The organism is Flavobacterium sp. AC105, assembly GCF_979258495.1.
Genome location: NZ_OZ409860.1, coordinates 1,488,621 through 1,505,829 on the forward strand (window position 1 = coordinate 1,488,621; position 17,209 = coordinate 1,505,829).

A 17,209-nucleotide genomic window follows, 5' to 3' on the forward strand; every position below is an offset into this window, starting at 1 on the left:
AATTTACATTTTAGATAAAATTTCTGTTTTTTTTGTGTCAAACTCTACTTGCGAAATAATTTCGCTTTCTAATAATTTTTTTAGTTTTTGAAGTGTTTCTAATGGATCTTCTTTTTGTTCTATGGTTTGAGGAGATGAAAGTCCGGCATTTACTATAATTCCTCCTCCGGCAATTGCTCTTTTGTTTTCAAGATCATGTTCACGTCTGTAAGCAACCATTTCTTCTTCTTTTTGCTGAGCAAATTGGTATAGTTTTCGGGCTTGAGCCTTTGGTAAATAATCAAGCATATTCATAGTTCCTTTAATGGTTTTCATAGAAAAAGTTGCTCCCATAATACCTTCTTTCATATGACAATCTAAGATGTCTTTCCAGGCGTAATCCTGAAAATCCATTGATAATCCTAAATTTCTTGGTCTGCAGAAAATGATTCTTTTGTTTGTTAAAGCGATACAGTCCGGAGATAAATTTAGAGCCGGTTTTTTTTGTACGGCTATATATTCTACTTGTTCGCCTGAAGTAAGCAATCCGTTTACTTTTACTAATAGCTTTTCAACTGCTTTTGGATCTTGTTCTTCGTTCAGGAATTTTTTTAAATCGTTTATCATAATGGTTTGTTTTTATTCGGTTTCGTAAGTGCAACAGTTTCTAGTAATTCTTTTTCAAATTGGTAAATATCATCAATAGAGGAGATTGCTATTATTTGTTATTGCTGAACTATTCGATAACTTTCTAATCTTTGCTAGTTTGTAATGATTTTGTTGTAATCTTGAAGGGATAATTATAGTTACCACCTTTTATATTATTTATTTTAAAGATTCACATGCTTTTCCGTTACCATCGCCATCTAGTTTTTTGTAGCATGTTTTGTTACTGTCATAAGCAGCTTGTGCTTGTGCCTGAGTTGTAAAATCAGCACAAGTTTTTGTTGGACAATTTGAAGTTGATGTATTACTTGTTACATCTAATATATCAGATGATTCTGAAGATTCTGAACAAGAAATTATTACTCCTAATATTATTAAGACCAAAAAAAGTCCTGTATATTTTATTCTATTTTCCATGATTAGTAATTTTTTATATTATATAAATTATAAATGTTGTTATTCCTGTAATGACGAACAAGAGCAAACATCCACTATTTTGATATCCTACTCCGGATATGCCTGTTTTTACCGAATAGCCATTTTTGCCAAATGTTCCCATCTTTGTTCTTAAACTCGGAGAAATCCCGGATTTACTAATGTTTAATCCGAGTCCTCCTCCAAGTTTTATTCTTTTTTGAAATCGAAAGCCCATGATTTTAGGACGTATGACAGGCGTTGCAACAAGTTTTACAACCATTAGATTGTGAATAGGTTTTTTTGGCTTCTGTAACTGCAGGTGCACAGCTTGAAAACTCTCCTAAATATTTTCTATTTGCTAAAGTTGGCAAATATTGACAATCTTCGGTGTGAACTTCATGATCTCCGTTTGATTGTTTGTTTTGATTTACATAATACTTTTTCATGATTTTTGGTTTTAATTGTTTAATTGTAGTTACTTGAAACTTCTTTTGGCATTTTTATGCCAAAAGAAGCATGAAATTTATTTACCTTCTTTTTTTATAGTGGTTACCGGTACTTGAATTTTTATACTTTCCTCCTTTATGAGAACTACCTTTTCCACTTTTGTAATGACCACTTTGGGCTTCAATACTCCCTCCTAAAACCAGGAAGAATAAACTAAACAAAACGACTAATTTTTTCATAATTTTAATTTTAAATTGATTTATAAGTCAAACTTAAACCTATTTAAAACCAGTATTTTACGGAAATCCATAATCTGTAAATTTTTTAAATTTCAGCAATAAAAAAAGCTCCAAAAGGAGCTTTAAAAATTAATAATAACGTATGATGAGGTTTAAATAATGCCCATATCTTTGGTAATAGAAACCAGATGAATGGTGTTATTTGCTTTGAAAAAGTCTTTTAGTTTAGAGAGTCTTTTTTCCATTGCGCTTTTGCTATTCGGTTTTATACCCAAGTCTTTAAACATTTGTATAATTTCATCTTGCGGAGTTCCCGATGATAAATGCTTTAAAATTTTAATGTCCAGATCGTCTAGTTCGAAATTGTTTTTTTCCTGAAGTGCAGAAGCAATTTCGTGCGAAATAAATTTTTGATCTGAAGTTGAAATAATATGAATTGCTTTCTTTAGATCTTCAATGCTGTTTCGGCCTTTTAATACAAAACCGTCAATATCTGAATGGTCAAATAAAGATTTAATACGAAAGCTTTTATCTTCGACAGAATACGCTATGATTTTAATATTGGGCTGAAGTTGACGAACTTTTTCGATAAGTTCATCACCATTCGTAATTTTTATTTCACGATGGTCTTTTTTAAAAGACAGATCACTAATTAGTAAGTCATACGGTTCATTGTCCTGAATGGCTTTTCGTATTTTTAGAAAGGCATCATCACAATATTTTGCGTGTTGAAAATTTACAATATCTAAATCTTTTAAGGTTTGCTCGATTCCTAGATTTATATCATCAAGATCTTCAGCAATTATTACTTTTTTAAACATACGGCTCTTATTTAGGCAGAGTTATTTTTACTTTAAAACCTTTATCTGGTTCTGTATCAAAAGTAATAGTTCCTTTTATGGCTAGAATACGGTTTTCCATATTTTGCAGACCATTTTTAATAATTTTATTTTTATCACATCCTTTTCCAGTATCTGCGTAGTCTATAAACAACTTTTTTTGATTACTTTCGAACTTGAAAGAAACAACCGGTGCCTGACTATGTTTTGCCATATTGACCATTAATTCCTGTAAAACTCTATAGATAGTAACTTTTTTTATATCGTCGATTCCGTCCCAATTTATTTTCTCCATATTTCTCGTAATAACATTGGTTTCATTGTTATTATAAGTAGCAAGCATTTGTTTGATATTATTGGAGAAATTTTCTCCCGTATCAATATCATTATTTTCACGTGAAATTCCGCGGACGCGAGAATAAATAGCATCCAGTTTTTGAATCAGATTTTCCTTAACCTCATCTTTTGTTAAAGATTGCGTTTGTGTAAAAGTCATCGCATGAAAAACGTCATTGGCTAATTCATCATGAATATTTTTGGCAATTCGTGTTTCGGTATCATAAGCCGTTTTTATTTTTTCGACCCTGTTTTTATTTCGATAATATTTTCTACCATAAATTAGAATACTAAAAAGAATAATAACTCCAAGAACAGAAAAAGTTCTTTGGTATTTTGCCTCCTGTAATGATAATAGATTTTCGACTTTTTCTAAACGAAGTTTCTGATTCTCGTCTTTTTCTTTTTTAGAATCGTATTTAATCTTGGCAAATTTATTTTTGAAGTTGTTTCGGATGCTGATAATACTGTCATTAATCAAAATATATTTTTGAGCGTATTTTGTTCCTGAACCATTAGATATTAAAAAAGACAATGCTTTTAAACGTTCGTCAACACTATTAAAATTAGTTGCTGTTTCGTAAGCCTTTTTAGCATATTGATTTGATTTTTGAATATCAGTTTCGGAGTAAAATTCAGCTAAATGAAGATAACTGCCTACACAGCCGTAATCGTCATTGATTTGTTTCCTTAATTGTAAACCCTCATTTAAAAATTGAAGGCCTTTTTCTTTTATTCCTTTTTTAAAATAAGCAAAACCAAGATTGTCAATAACTCTCGATTTGCTTTTTATAGAAGATATTTTATCATCAAAAACCTTTTTATTTAAAATAGTTTCCAAAGTTTTAATTGCGTCGTCGTATTTCTTTTGTTTGATGTAAACAACGGCAATATTATTTAATGGAGATTGTGCTGAAATTGAATCTGTAACACCTTTGAGTGCCTGATTGTAATAATAAATAGCATCATTATAAAGAGAAAGTTCTTTATCAGCAATTCCGAATAAATTATTAACTGCGGCAGAATAATTATAGTCTTTTTTTGTGTAAGGAAGTGCCTCTGTTAAAGTCTCCTTACTTCCGTAATAATCGCCGTTTATTTGCTGAATGTTAGCCATTTGAATTGTATTGAAGACAATATCAGAGCTGTCTTTAATAGTTTCAAATATTATTTTAGATTTATTGAAGTAATAAAAAGCGCTGTTATAGTTGCTTTTTTTGAAATGATCTATTGCTTTTTGCTGTAATATATTAGCATATTCTTTAGGCTTATCTGACTTGACAGGGCCAGGCTTTTTTTCTTGGCAAGAGAAAAAGGCAAGAAAAACAAATAAGCAAAAAAACGGGGATCGTAACATATATTTACTTTCCCCGAATTTAGTAATTAATTGAATACTCCAAATTTTATTTACGGTTTTTTTGGCGGAGGATTAACCGGGATCGGATCATCGTCCGGACCATCTGCATACGTAGTGGTTGTGGAATCCTTTTTGACCTCGTTTGTTGTTTTACCTTTATTAGATGTTTCAAAATCGTCAGCTGTACAAGAAAAAATTGTCAGACTCAATAGCGCGCACGCTCCCAATGTAAATAGTGTTTTCATTTTTTTGTGATTTAAAGATTTTTACTAAAGGGCATTGCCGTTCAAAAAGGTTCTGAACTTTGTTATGCAATACCCAAATTGCTTTGGGAAGTGAAGTGCGTAGATCAGTAAGAGTTTATTTATACTTCCCAGATAAACTTGTCTTACGGATTTCCGTACTTTTAAATGAACCAGTTTTGTACATTTGTTCTAATCGCGAAGTAGAACAAGAACTGATTTGTTGAAGCAAAGTAACGACGCTAATACACCAGTGTTGATAAGGAATTCCGGGAATTCCTGCAATGTTTAAGCCTTCCTGAAGATTCTTAATAATTCCTAAAAATTCCCACAGCCTATGTCAAACTTTACTATTGAAGATTATAAAGAAGCTATCAGAGCTAAATATGAAAAGGATATAAATAATCCACTTTCTGATAGTTTGACATCACTTGGGCAAGCTTATTTGAGAGATTTTTGCTGGCAAAAATTTGAAGGAGGTTTGAGTGAAGATGATTTGAAGATTTTTGCGTCTTTTTTTGGATTTGAGTTTAATCCTGTCAAAAGAAATTTATTTAGAGATAGTACCGATAAGTTTAAACCTATTGGAACTTTTTTAAGAAAGCAAACAGATTTAGCAAGTATAGAGGCAGTTAATTTAACAGCCATCCTGGTTGATTTTCAGCATAGACCTTTCAGAAAATTCAGAGAAAAAGGAGTTATTGCTTATTTACAACATCCTGAAGGTTCTAAAATTCCTGAGCCATTTGCAGTAAAATATGAAAATGAGGTAAAAGTTAAAGAAGACGAGAAAGATAATGTTAGTCCTGCCCCAAAAGCTTTTGTGGGTAATCTAAAGGCAGAAATACAAATTGGCGGTTCATTAGATATAAAAGAAGAGGAAGAAAATAAAAATTTGAAACATGTAGAAGTTATGACTATAGTTTCACAACCTCCATCAATAAATTCAACCAAAAAAAATATTTGGGAAACGATCTTAGATTATCTGTCTAAATTAAAGAACGCTGCAATTGCGATGCTACTGATTTTTAGTTTAATCAGTACCGTAATTTATTTCGCTTTTTTTAAGAACGATTGTATGCAGTGGTCAGAAGATCATTATGAGATTGTAGATTGTTCAACAAAAGATGATGGAAACTTAAATGAGATAATTCCATTAGATGAAGAACTTTTAGATTTTAGAAAATTAAAGGCTTGCGATACCACTATTTGTTTTAGAAAGGATGGTGAAGCTTTTATTTGGTATACCAAAACGCCAAACGGAGGAATAGACTTTTTTAATAGTCATGGCAGACATCCTGAATATAACAGACCGCTAAGACCAGTTTCACGCTATATATTTGATAAGTATCTAAAAGGTAAACCATGTAAGTAAGATTCTTAAATCTTATTCTTTTAAATGTATTTGTAAATAATAATTTACATAAATCAAAAATTATGTAAATGATGCCGAATATTATATAACAACATTCAACGACGTTCGATATAATTTTGGGATATAAATATTTACAAACATTTTTAAAAGAAATCAAACATGAAAACGAAACGTATATTATTCGGACTATTATTATGCATTGGATTAGGATTATTTGCTATGTCATGTAGCAGTGATGATAACGATGGAGAAACATTAATTCCGCTAGAAGGCAAATGGGATGTAAGCAAAGTGGGTACAGTTATAGGTGGAGTAGAAACTCTTGGTGATGCACCACAAAATCAAAGCGGATGCCGTAAAGATTATCTTGATCTTAAACTAGACAATACAGCAGAAGTAGGGGATTATACTGTTGATTGTGCTTTAGCAACACACTCAGGAATTTATTCAAGATCTCATAATGACTTAACTATTGTAATTGATGGTATTACTCAAACTAGTGATATTATGAATCTTACTAATAAAGAATTGAAATTAAAAGATAAAGCTACTGGTATAATTACTGTTTATACAAGATAATTTGCCTTAGGATTTTAACCCATAAAAAAAGGGAAATCAGTTTAAACTGATTTCCCTTTTTTGTTTTGTTTTTATAATTATTTCACCGGAATATAAATATCAAATGTGGCTCCTTTATTTTGTTCGCCGCTTGCTGTGATAATTCCGTTATGGTTTTCTACGATCTTTTTAACAATGGCAAGACCAATTCCGGTTCCGTTATATTGATCCCGTCCGTGAAGGCGTTGAAAAACTTCGAATATTTTTTTGTTGTACTGAGATTCAAAACCAATTCCGTTGTCCGAAATACTAATATGACAATAATCTACATCATCAGATAATGTTTCATTTTTAAGGTCTTTTCCATTTTCTATTATGCTGTTAATTTTAATTACAGTAGGAACTTCCGGATTAGAGAACTTAAGTGAATTGCTCACCAAATTGTATAATAATTGTCTGAATTGAAACGGAATGATACTAACTTCACATGTCTTATTACTTTCGATAACAGCATGTTTTAGTTCGAGTTCTTCTTTTAAATCATCTTTTACTTCATTAATAATCTTATAAAGATCTGTTTTTTCAAACACTCTTTCCTGAACATTTGTTCTGGAATAGGAGAGTAGGTCATTAATCAAAGTTTGCATGCGTTGTGCCGCATTTTGCATGCGTTTGAATTTATCTTTTCCAATATCTGATAAATTATCCGATTCTCTTTCTATAATCTGTGTGGCAAAAGTTTGGATTTTTCTTAAAGGTTCCTGTAAATCGTGGCTTGAAATATAGGCAAAAGACTGAAGCTCCTTGTTCATTTGCTCGAGCTCTAAATTTTTCTGTTCGAGTTCTAAGGCATTTTGTTTCAATTTATCTTCGGCTTTCTTTTTTTCGCTCAGGTCATGCGTCATTTTTGAAAATCCGATTACCTGATTTTTTTTGTTATGAACGGCTGTAATTACAACACTGGCCCAAAAAGGAGTTCCATCTTTGCGAACGCGCCAGCCTTCCTGCAGTGCTTTTCCTTTTTGAATAGCAACATTGAGTAGTTTTTGCGGAAGACCGCCTTTTCGATCTGATTCTGTATAAAATATAGAAAAACTCTTTCCTACAATTTCGTCTGCTTTGTAACCTTTTATTTTTTCGGCACCAATATTCCAGTTTTCGACTATACCTTCATGATTCAGATATAAAATGGCATAATCCTGAACTTCTTCGACCATTAAATGATAGCGTTCTTCACTTTTTCTAAGCGACTCATTGATTAAGATTAACTCTTTTGTTCGAGCGGCAACCTGTTGTTCGAGTTCATGCGTAAAAGCTTTTTCGGTATGAATATCAGTAAAAGCGCCAACCCATTTAACGATTTTATTTTCTTTATTATAAACAGGTTCTCCAATTACGGCGTGCCATCTGTAATTGCCATCTTTTCTTCGAACACGCACATCACATCTGTACGGATCTCCGGTTGCAAGACTGTGGCTCCAGATTCTGATATTTTCTTCATAATCATCGGGATGAATCATGGCTTTCCATTCTTCTTCTCCGGCTGGGTTTATGCCTGTATATTCAGACCATTTACCGGATGCGAATAAGGCTTTGCCTTTTTCATCGGTTTCCCAGATTAACTGCGGAATACTTTCGGTTAAGGAACGGAATCTTTTTTCGCTTTCCTCTATTTTTTTTCTGGTTTCAACTTTTTCGGTTACATCAATAATTGTCATTTTTATTCCTGAAATGCTGTTATCTGCTTCACGCATTGGGGCATATTCAAAATCGATATAAAAATGATGTTGGCCATTGTTATCGTCTAAATATAAAATTGATTCGGATTCAGAATGTACATCTCCGGTTGTATAAACTTCATTTAAGAGTTTTGCATATTTTTGTTTTGTGAGTTCCGGAAATACTTCAAAAAGTTTTTTGCCCTGAACTTCGCTTTCTTTTTTTCGCCATATATTTTTCAGAAGTGCGACATTGGCAATTTCGATTACCATATCCTTGCCTTTTAAAATGGCTTTTGGTACAGGAGATTCCATAACTAGGGTACGGAATCTTTTTTCACTTTCTTCCAGTTCCTGCTGATGATTTTTCTCATCTGTAATATCTCTGACAGTGCCTAATAATTTTTCGGCGTTTCCTTCTGAGTCATAAAAAACTTTTCCTTTGGCTTCAACCCAGTGAATAGACTGATCTTCCCAAATTACTCTGGCTTCATAATACAAATATCCTCTGGTAATTGATTCTGCCAGAGCATTTTCTCTAACATGCATGTCGTCAGGATGAACATGACTAATTAATTGTTCGTGGTTTAAGTGTACCTCATCTTTGCGTCCGGTAACAATTTCTATATATCTTTTAGAATATTTAAGTTCTTTTATTTTTACATTTAGTTCCCAGGTCCCTAGTTCGCTGGCTTCTACAATAATATTCAGCCTTTCTTCGTTTTGTTCTGTTTTTTTTCTGGCTTCAACTTTTTCACTTACTTCTGTAGCGGTTACGATGATACCTGAAATTTCTCCATTTTCTTCTTTTAATGGATGATAAAGAAAATCAAAATAACTGATTTCCTGTTTGCCATATCGGTTTAACGGAACCGGGACTTCATTTCCATGAAAAGGGATTCCGGTAGTAAATACACCATGCAACAGCGGATTTACGGTTTCTTCAACTTCTGGTAAAGAATCAAATAATGGTCTGCCAATAAAAGTATTTTCTTCGCGATCAACTAGTTTTAAATAAGCTTCATTGGCCATTTCGACCATATAATTCGGACCGCGTAAAATGGTAATTCCAACAGGCGCCTGCTTAACCGTATTACGGAAACGTTTATCTGCTTCTTCGATTTTTTGTCTTGCTTTTACCTGAGGCGTATTATCAAGTACCCAAATGGCGATTTTTGTAACTTTTCCTTCAATATTTTTAAGAGGTGCGTAAACAAAAGTTACATATATTTTTTCTTCCTTACCATGTCTAATGAGGGTCATTTCGACTTCATTAGCATAATACGGAATACCAGTTTCTACTACTTTTAAAAGTGGCTCTTCATAATATGATTTTACCTCAGCAAAAGTGTCCCAATAATATTTTCCGGCAATTTCTTCATAAGGTTTTCCGGCGACTTCAATAAAGCTTTCATTTACAATTTCGCTTACTAAAGTTTTGGCATCCAAAACGCAAATGCCAATAGGAGACTGCAAAACCATACTGCGTAAGTTCAGTTCGCTTTCTTCAACTCTTTTCTTGGCGATATTAAGGTCAGTCAGGTCGACCCCTGTATTCATTACGCCATATATTGCGCCTTTTGTATCAAATAATGGTGTTAAACTGTAATTGAAATAAAACGTTTTTACTATTCCGTCGACAGTTAAATCAAGCGGAGTATTTTTAGTATGAAAAGATTGTCCGGTTTCGAGAACGGTATTAATTTGTTCAAAAACAAGCTGATTATCCAATTCCGGCAATACATCTTTGAATGACTTATTGATGACATCGCTGCCTTTTCCCCAAATTTTAATAATAGATTCGTTGGCAAGTTCCACAATCATTTCTTTACCAACATAAACAGCAATCGGAAAAGGGGCATTTTCAACCAATTCCCTAACTTTTTGCTCGCTTTCTTCAATTTTAGAACGCGATATTACTTGCGGGGTTACTTCTATGGCAATTGCAACAACGCCAGAAATAGTTCCGTCAGCATCTGTAAGGGCTTGGTAGACAAAGTTGATGTATGTAATTTCTGTTTTTCCATCCCGTGGTAACCCGACCGGGAGTTCATTGGCAGTAAATTTTTCACCGGTTTTATAAACGTTATCCAGTAAAATTTCAAGATTTTGATTTCGTGCTTCGGGTAAACCTTCAAAAATAGGTTTGTTGATTACTTTTTCGGCAGTTGTTCCCCATAACTGAATCATCTGATCGTTTGCAATTTCGACGATATGATTTTCACCTCTAAACACACACATGGCCACTGGCGCCTGCATGATATTGTTTATAAATCGGGCGTTACTTTCTTTTAAGGCTTCGGTTGCTTTTTTCTTTTGGGTCGTTTCAATTACGGTAACCAAAATTCCGCCAACATTTCCATTTTCATCTATAATTGGACTGTAAGAGAAATCAAAATAACATTCTTCATCAAATCCGTTTCTGTTTAAAACAACCATAAAGTCAGGAAAACTAACGGCTTTTCCTTTCATTACGCCGTCAAACATAGGGCCAATTGTATCCCAAATTTCAGCGAATGTTTCTGTAGAGCTAATCCCTAAAGCCTGAGGATGTTTGGTTGAACCCAGAATTGGCCGGAAGGCATCATTGTATAATTGGGTAAAATCATTGCCCCAGCAAATATACATTCCAAATGGATTATGCAGCATTACGGCAACCATAGTACGGAGGCTTTGTGGCCAGGTGTTCGGATTTCCCAAAGATGTTTTGCTCCAATCTTTAGATCGTATTAAGTCACCCATTTCTCCACCGCCCATCAGGAAATAATGTTCCTTATTTATACTGCCCATTCTAAAAAAAAAGATTTAAGGTTGAAGAATAAATTGCGCTCTTGCCGGTTGCTTAAAATTATTTTCGGATGCTATGTTAAGTGCATTTCCGATTACTTTTTTTAATTTAGAAAAATCGCCAGGTTTGCGAATGTAATAAGTTGCGCCTTTTTCATACATTAAATCTACAATCTCCAAATCGAGAGAAGTCGAAAAAATAATTATAGGGAGATTTTTGAGTTCGTCAATTTCCTTAATTTCTGTAAGGCATTCATAACCGTTTTTGCGCGGCATATTCAGGTCAAGAAAAAGAACATCAGGCAAATCGCCTGAAGTATCATCTAATAAAACATCCATTAATTCTACTCCGTCATTTACCGTTACAAGAGATACAGGAAGCGATAATTCGTCAAGCGCTTCTTTAAAAAAAGCACAATCATCTTCATCATCATCTGCCAGTAAGAGATTGTATTGTTGTTTGTTCATTTCGAGTATTATAAAAATTTAATTTGATTTTTAAGTCGGTATTTCTTTGTTTTTGGAATCGAATTTGTCTCAAAAAATAGATTAATTTCTGCTAAGATAGGACTAATTTCATAATCAAAAATATTTTCATAAAATTAACTATTTCTAATAATGATTTATATTGTTGTGAGAAGATATTTTTTTCCCAGCGATTCACATCAAAGAAATAAGTTTTAAAAAATGAATAAGGTATTAAATACACTTATTTTCAGTCTTTTTTAAAAAGGAAAAATAATTTAAGATTTAAGAATCGAGCCAGTTCTTAAAATTATTAATTTCTTTTTTACTTAAAATTATGGGTTCACTATCCGGAATAGAAACATTTAAAAGCAATTCTATTTTTTGACTGGAATGTTTAATGATTTGCTGAATATGATTTCTATTGATGATATATTTTCGGTTTACTTTAAAAAAAAGAACCGGATCCAGTTTATTGATTAAGTCTTTGAGATTGCTATTGTATAAAAAACTGTTTCCCGAATTGTTGTAAAGAAAAAGGTGTTTTCCCGTGGCAAAAAAATAGGTAATTGCCGTATCGTGTATCGAAATTAGTTTGTCTCTGTGACTTACTAAAAAATGGTGCTGAATGTTGTTTTGATTTTCAATTTCAACAAGCGATTCAATGATTGGGTTAGGATTAAAAGTTTCTTTTATGTTTTTATATTTAGCCAAAGCTTCTAATAATTCTTCTTCTTCATAAGGTTTAAGAAGGTAATCGATCGTAAAATGCCTGAAAACTTTTACGGCATACGAGTCGTAAGCGGTTATAAAAATAACGGGACATGAAATTGTCGTTTCTTCAAAAATGTCCAGACTTTTTCCGTCGCCCAAATGAATATCCATAAAAGCAAGATCTACCGTATTTATCTTAAAAAAAGCAACGGCATCTTTTACAGATTTTAAAACTGTTATTTCATTTATAGAAATTATGGCTTGTTGTTCCAGAATTGATTTCAAATAACTTGAAGCAAGATGTTCATCTTCAATAATGACAATTTTCATTTCCTAATTTTTCTGCAAAGTTAAAAAAAAAGCTCCGTTAAAAACGGAGCTTTTGAATTTACAAATCAGGATTATTTAATCGTGCTTCTTGAGGAAATGGCAGCGTATAACGCGGATCATTTTCTATCAGAGTATAATTTTCTCCATTAAAGGTATGGGTGATTTGTTTTTGAGTCGTTCTTTTTAAATCAAACCAACGGTGACCTTCAACCGCAAACTCTCTTTGTCTTTCCTGAGCAATAAAATCAAGAAGCTGAGTTTGGTTCATGGCATTAACTGTTATGCTTAATTGTATATAACCTGTTGAAGTGTATCTGTTTTTTACAAAATCCAAAACTGTTGTTCTAGCTGTTTGAAGATCGTTCAATTGTACTGATGCTTCTGCTTTTGTTAAATACAATTCAGCTGTTCTGAAGGTACATTTTTGAGCGATATCACCACCTTTTCTAAATCTGAACCTGCTTCCGCTTGCCTGATAATACAAAGCAAAACGTAAATCGTTTGTTTTATCATAAGCCCCTGTTAAAGTTGTTGAAGCATATGATGTTCCTTTTATAATATTGATAAAAGGATCTTCAAGCGCTAAAATAGATTCCGGCCCATTATAAAGGTTAGGCAAAGCAGCTGTAGTGTTTAAGTTGATTAAAGCATTTTTGTATGTCATTGCTTTATCTGCAGCTTCAACAGCTTTAGCCCATTCTTTTCTGTAAAGGAAAATACGGGATTCCATAGCATATAAAGAAGCCTTAGAAAAACGGTAATTAATACCTGTTGTCTGAATGTCTAAATTCAATAATTTTCTAGCCTCTTCGTTATCAGATAAAATCTGATCATAAATAACAGCAACACTTTGAGGCACATAAGCCTGCTCTAAATCTATTTTTAAAGCCAATGGAACACCTTTGTCTGTTGCAGCTGTTGCAGCATTATAAGATTTACTGAATATGTTCAATAAATCAAAGTAAGTCAAGGCTCTTAGCGCATAAGCTTCTCCAAGTAATTGGTCTTTCTCTGCAGAAGGCGCTAACTTTTGGCTTGCTTCATTGATCACTACATTCGTATAAAAAATCCTGTTGTATAAAGCAGCATAAGGAAAACTGTTTGTCGTTTTATCAGGATTGATATCGTTCCAGATATAATGATCTTTATAGAAAGTGGCATTATCATTAAATTCATCAAGAATCAATTCGTCTGCTCTTACAGCAGACAATGCTTTATGGATTGCAGTAATAGAATATGCTTTTGTCATTACGGCTCTGTAATCTTCCAAAGTTTCCGGAATTACTTTACCCACTGGCTTAACATCAAGATAATTATCGCAGCTTATAGTAGTAATCGCTACGCTGGCAAAGAATACGTATTTTAATATATTTTTCATTTTGAATCAGATTAAAAAGTTAGGTTACATCCTAAAGAAATTGATCTTGGGATTGGTTGTGCATAGATATTTCCGTAAGTTTCAGGGTCAAAGTAACCTTTATAATCAGAGCTGACTACGAATAGGTTTCTACCTTCAATACTAAATCTGATGTTATCCATAAACAAACTGTTTATAGCTTTTTTAGGCAAAGTATATCCAAAACGAATACTGCTCACACGCATAAAACTCATTTCATGAACCCATGTATCTAAGTAATTGTACATTGGAATTTGATTTCCTCCAGAATACCATTGGTAAGCCATCCATGAATCTCCTGTTCCTGAAGTTTCACTAGTAATTCCAGGTATGTGTGAACCTGTATTAGTAGGTGACCATACATTAAGTGCATCAGTAGTATAGTTTTGACCACGATCTAATTGTGTACCATTGAAAGTAGGTTTTTCAACGACAGTTTGTTTAATATTGAAAGTGGCTGCAATTGTAAGATCAAAATTATGAACTTTGAATGTATTGGTGAAACCACCAGTAAATTTAGGATCTAAGTCTCCTACATAAGTAAACAAATCTCTTGTTTCAGCATCTGTAAGTTTTGATTGAGACAGAACTCCCGGGAAAAAATCTGCGTAGGGGTCAAAAAGGGCAAAAAAGGTTTGTGAGTTTACAGTTTCTCCTTTTTTATTTACAAATAAAGGATAACCATTTTCATCAATTCCTGCAGTTTTTAATGCGAATACCGCATTTACCGGAAGTCCTTCTCTAGAAGGTAAATAACTGTTTGATCTTGTTTGAATACGATCAACATTACTCTTATTATGAGCAAAATTAATAGTGGTATTCCACTTAAAGTTTGGGTGGTCAATGTTTCTGCTTGAAATAGCAAATTCATATCCTTTATTCGTTACCTGCGCCCAGTTAGCATTTGTAAATTCAAATCCGTTTTCAACAGGAAGCGATTGTAAACCAATTAAATCAGTACTTTTTCTTCCGTAAACATCAGTTACAATGTTAATTCGATTGTTGAATAAACCAAGATCCAGTCCAAGGTTAGTATTGGTCGTTTTTTCCCATCTCAATTTATCATTAGGAGGAGACGTTACATTGATAACAGGCTCTGTTTGTCCTGGTAAAATAACAGTTGTTTGGTTTGTACCAACTACATACGGAGAAGTATTTTTGTCGATATTTCCTTGTAAACCGTAAGAAGCACGTAATCTTAAATTAGAAATTACGGTGTTGTCTTTTAAGAAATCTTCCTGAGAAATTAACCATGAACCAGAAGCAGCCCATAATGGCAAGTATTTGTATTTAGGGTCTGCACCAAATAAATCTGATCCGTCATAACGAACACTTCCAAAGAAAGTATATTTTCTGTTGTAAGTATAAGATGCTGTTGCAAAGAATGATGCAAATGCATTTTCGTTTTCATTCTTTAAATATGTTCTATAGTTTATGTCAGCTGCATAGCTTGGAGTTGGAAAAACAATTTGAGTTGTAGTCAATGTTTTCGGGTCAAAACCAAAACCTTTTGTATTAATAGCAGTGCTTTTGTTTTTTCTTAATTCATTACCAACCATAAATTCCAACTCATGTTTTCCGCCAAGAGTAGTGCTATAGTTTAGCAAAGTTTTTATATTATATTGAAAAAAGTCTGTGTTTGAATTTTGAATAATTCCGCCGGCAGGAAGGAAATAATTATAAGTTCCGTTTGCAAATACACTTGTTTTTTCTCTTTCTTTTCTTGTAAAGTAAGTGTCTTTACCAGCATATTTTTCAGAAGAATTGTTATCAAACTGTAAACCAATTTGAGTACTTGCTTTTAAGCCTTTCGTAATACTATAATCAACATCAAGTAATGCTTTTACTGATCTTGTTAGTAGTTCGTAATTTGTATTTTCTCTTTCTTCCAGGAAATTAAAAGGAACGTAGGTAGTTCCATTTCCGTATCCTTTGATATCTTTATCATAATTGTAGCTTCCATCAGCATTGAATGGAGTCAGGTATGGGTTTACGTTTCTTGAATAGTTAGCAGGATTTGTAAAACCATCTGTATCTGAGATATAAGTAGTTTTCTTGCTTTGCGTACCAAAAATTCCAACACCAACATGTAATTTATCCGTTACATCAAAGTTGTTTTTTAAGGTAAGGTTGTATCTGTCAAAACCAGTTCCTACAGTAGCACCTTCTTCATTATAAGCTCCAAGAGAGAAATAGTAATCAGATCTTTCTCCACCACCGGATAAGCTCAAACCATATTGTGTGTTAAAAGCAGTTCTATACAATAAATCACCCCAATTGGTATTATTGTTTCTTAAAGCATTGATTGAGTTTTGTGTTGTAGGACTTAGAGATGAAAAACCTCCTGCTCTAAAAGCATCTAATTCATTAGATTGGTTTAAAATACGGGAAATTTCTCCAGCAGTATCTCTGTAAGTCAAATCTTCTCTTGAAGCCAGCGAAAGTTCAAAATCTACTTTTTGAGAAGAATTCATAAGGTTTAATTTAGAAAAATCAGGTTTTTGAGTCACAAAAGTATTAACGTTAAAGTCTACTTTCATGTTTCCTTTTCTTCCTTTTTTAGTTGTTACCACAATAACACCATTTGCAGCTCTTGCTCCGTAAATTGCCGTAGCAGCAGCATCTTTTAATATGGTAATATCTTTGATATCATCAGGGTTTAATCCTGCGATAGAAAAATTACTTAATACATCTATATTGTCTTTGTCATAGTTTTGAGGAACATCATTTCCTTCAAGAGGCAAACCATCTAAAACCCATAACGGATCCTGTGCACCATTAAGAGATGCAGTACCACGAATTCTGATTTTTGAGATTGTTCCCGGAGCTCCCGTTTGTTGCGTTACCGCTACACCCGCAACCTGACCAATTAACATTTGATCCAAACTCGCAACACCGGCTTGTTGAATATCAGCCATGTTTACTTGTGCAACAGAAGAAGTTAATTTTCTGCTTTCGATCTTTTGGTAACCCGTTACAACGATCTCTTTTAATTCTGCTACGTTAGATTTTAAAGAAATAGTATACTCTTTTTGATTCGTAATTTCAATTGTATAAGGCTCATAACCCATATAGGTTACTCTTAAACTTTTCATGTTACTGTTGATTTTAAATTCAAACGTACCATCAAAATCAGTAACAGTTCCCAGACTGGAACTCTGGATAACTCCTTTTTGTTGGGTATTGTTTGATACAGCGCTATTTTCGAGATAAACAGTTACCCCTGGAATAGGTAAACCGTCTTTACTGTCAATTACTTTCCCTGTAATAGTCCTTTCCTGCGCATACCCGGATAAGGTAAGAAGGAAACTCAGCATGTAAAATAAATTTTTCATTAGGTGTGT

Annotated in this window: 15 protein-coding genes; 2 read left to right on the forward strand and 13 right to left on the reverse strand. The window is 33.1% G+C overall.

What is annotated here, in order from left to right:
- Positions 1–3: 3 nt before the first annotated feature.
- From ACZ0AH_RS06770 to ACZ0AH_RS06805, 8 genes are all read right to left on the reverse strand, one after another.
- The gene (locus ACZ0AH_RS06770) at positions 4–606 is read right to left on the reverse strand and encodes a PH domain-containing protein (protein ID WP_463475054.1); all 603 of its coding nucleotides are present in this window, start codon (positions 604–606) and stop codon (positions 4–6) included.
- Between the two features lie 198 nt (positions 607–804).
- Complete coding sequence (locus ACZ0AH_RS06775; protein ID WP_463475055.1) at positions 805–1,062, reverse strand: excalibur calcium-binding domain-containing protein; 258 nt, start codon at positions 1,060–1,062, stop codon at positions 805–807.
- 13 nt (positions 1,063–1,075) lie between these two features.
- Positions 1,076–1,297 carry a DUF4236 domain-containing protein gene (locus ACZ0AH_RS06780; protein ID WP_463475056.1) on the reverse strand — a complete coding sequence of 74 codons (222 nt, stop codon included), beginning with the start codon at positions 1,295–1,297 and terminating at the stop codon, positions 1,076–1,078.
- Between the two features lie 4 nt (positions 1,298–1,301).
- A complete protein-coding gene (locus ACZ0AH_RS06785) occupies positions 1,302–1,508 on the reverse strand; it encodes a hypothetical protein (RefSeq protein ID WP_463475057.1) in 207 nt (68 codons plus the stop codon).
- A gap of 81 nt (positions 1,509–1,589) precedes the next feature.
- The gene (locus ACZ0AH_RS06790; RefSeq protein ID WP_463475058.1) at positions 1,590–1,748 is read right to left on the reverse strand and encodes a hypothetical protein; all 159 of its coding nucleotides are present in this window, start codon (positions 1,746–1,748) and stop codon (positions 1,590–1,592) included.
- 152 nt (positions 1,749–1,900) lie between these two features.
- On the reverse strand, positions 1,901–2,569 hold the full coding sequence (locus ACZ0AH_RS06795; RefSeq protein WP_463475059.1) for a response regulator transcription factor: 669 nt from the start codon (positions 2,567–2,569) through the stop codon (positions 1,901–1,903).
- 7 nt (positions 2,570–2,576) lie between these two features.
- Positions 2,577–4,040 (reverse strand): tetratricopeptide repeat-containing sensor histidine kinase, encoded by a 1,464-nt coding sequence (locus ACZ0AH_RS06800; RefSeq protein ID WP_463475060.1) that lies wholly within the window; start codon positions 4,038–4,040, stop codon positions 2,577–2,579.
- A 290-nt stretch (positions 4,041–4,330) separates the two neighbouring features.
- Positions 4,331–4,525, reverse strand: coding sequence for a hypothetical protein (locus ACZ0AH_RS06805; RefSeq protein ID WP_463475061.1), 195 nt, complete (start codon positions 4,523–4,525; stop codon positions 4,331–4,333).
- Between the two features lie 334 nt (positions 4,526–4,859).
- Here ACZ0AH_RS06805 and ACZ0AH_RS06810 point away from each other — a divergent pair, with 334 nt between their 5' ends.
- Positions 4,860–5,897 carry a hypothetical protein gene (locus ACZ0AH_RS06810; RefSeq protein ID WP_463475062.1) on the forward strand — a complete coding sequence of 346 codons (1,038 nt, stop codon included), beginning with the start codon at positions 4,860–4,862 and terminating at the stop codon, positions 5,895–5,897.
- A gap of 219 nt (positions 5,898–6,116) precedes the next feature.
- Positions 6,117–6,476 (forward strand): lipocalin family protein, encoded by a 360-nt coding sequence (locus ACZ0AH_RS06815; protein WP_463475063.1) that lies wholly within the window; start codon positions 6,117–6,119, stop codon positions 6,474–6,476.
- A gap of 77 nt (positions 6,477–6,553) precedes the next feature.
- Here the strand turns inward: ACZ0AH_RS06815 and ACZ0AH_RS06820 are convergent, their stop codons facing one another.
- The 5 genes from ACZ0AH_RS06820 to ACZ0AH_RS06840 form a co-directional block, all read right to left on the reverse strand.
- Entirely contained in the window at positions 6,554–10,963 is a 4,410-nt protein-coding gene (locus ACZ0AH_RS06820; protein WP_463475064.1) for a PAS domain-containing sensor histidine kinase, read from the reverse strand.
- Between the two features lie 15 nt (positions 10,964–10,978).
- Positions 10,979–11,428, reverse strand: a complete 450-nt coding sequence (locus ACZ0AH_RS06825) for a response regulator (protein WP_463475065.1) — start codon at positions 11,426–11,428, stop codon at positions 10,979–10,981.
- A gap of 282 nt (positions 11,429–11,710) precedes the next feature.
- The gene (locus ACZ0AH_RS06830; RefSeq protein WP_463475066.1) at positions 11,711–12,469 is read right to left on the reverse strand and encodes a LytR/AlgR family response regulator transcription factor; all 759 of its coding nucleotides are present in this window, start codon (positions 12,467–12,469) and stop codon (positions 11,711–11,713) included.
- A gap of 58 nt (positions 12,470–12,527) precedes the next feature.
- Positions 12,528–13,847 carry a RagB/SusD family nutrient uptake outer membrane protein gene (locus tag ACZ0AH_RS06835; protein WP_463475067.1) on the reverse strand — a complete coding sequence of 440 codons (1,320 nt, stop codon included), beginning with the start codon at positions 13,845–13,847 and terminating at the stop codon, positions 12,528–12,530.
- A gap of 11 nt (positions 13,848–13,858) precedes the next feature.
- Positions 13,859–17,200, reverse strand: coding sequence for a SusC/RagA family TonB-linked outer membrane protein (locus tag ACZ0AH_RS06840; protein WP_463475068.1), 3,342 nt, complete (start codon positions 17,198–17,200; stop codon positions 13,859–13,861).
- Positions 17,201–17,209: the final 9 nt, after the last annotated feature.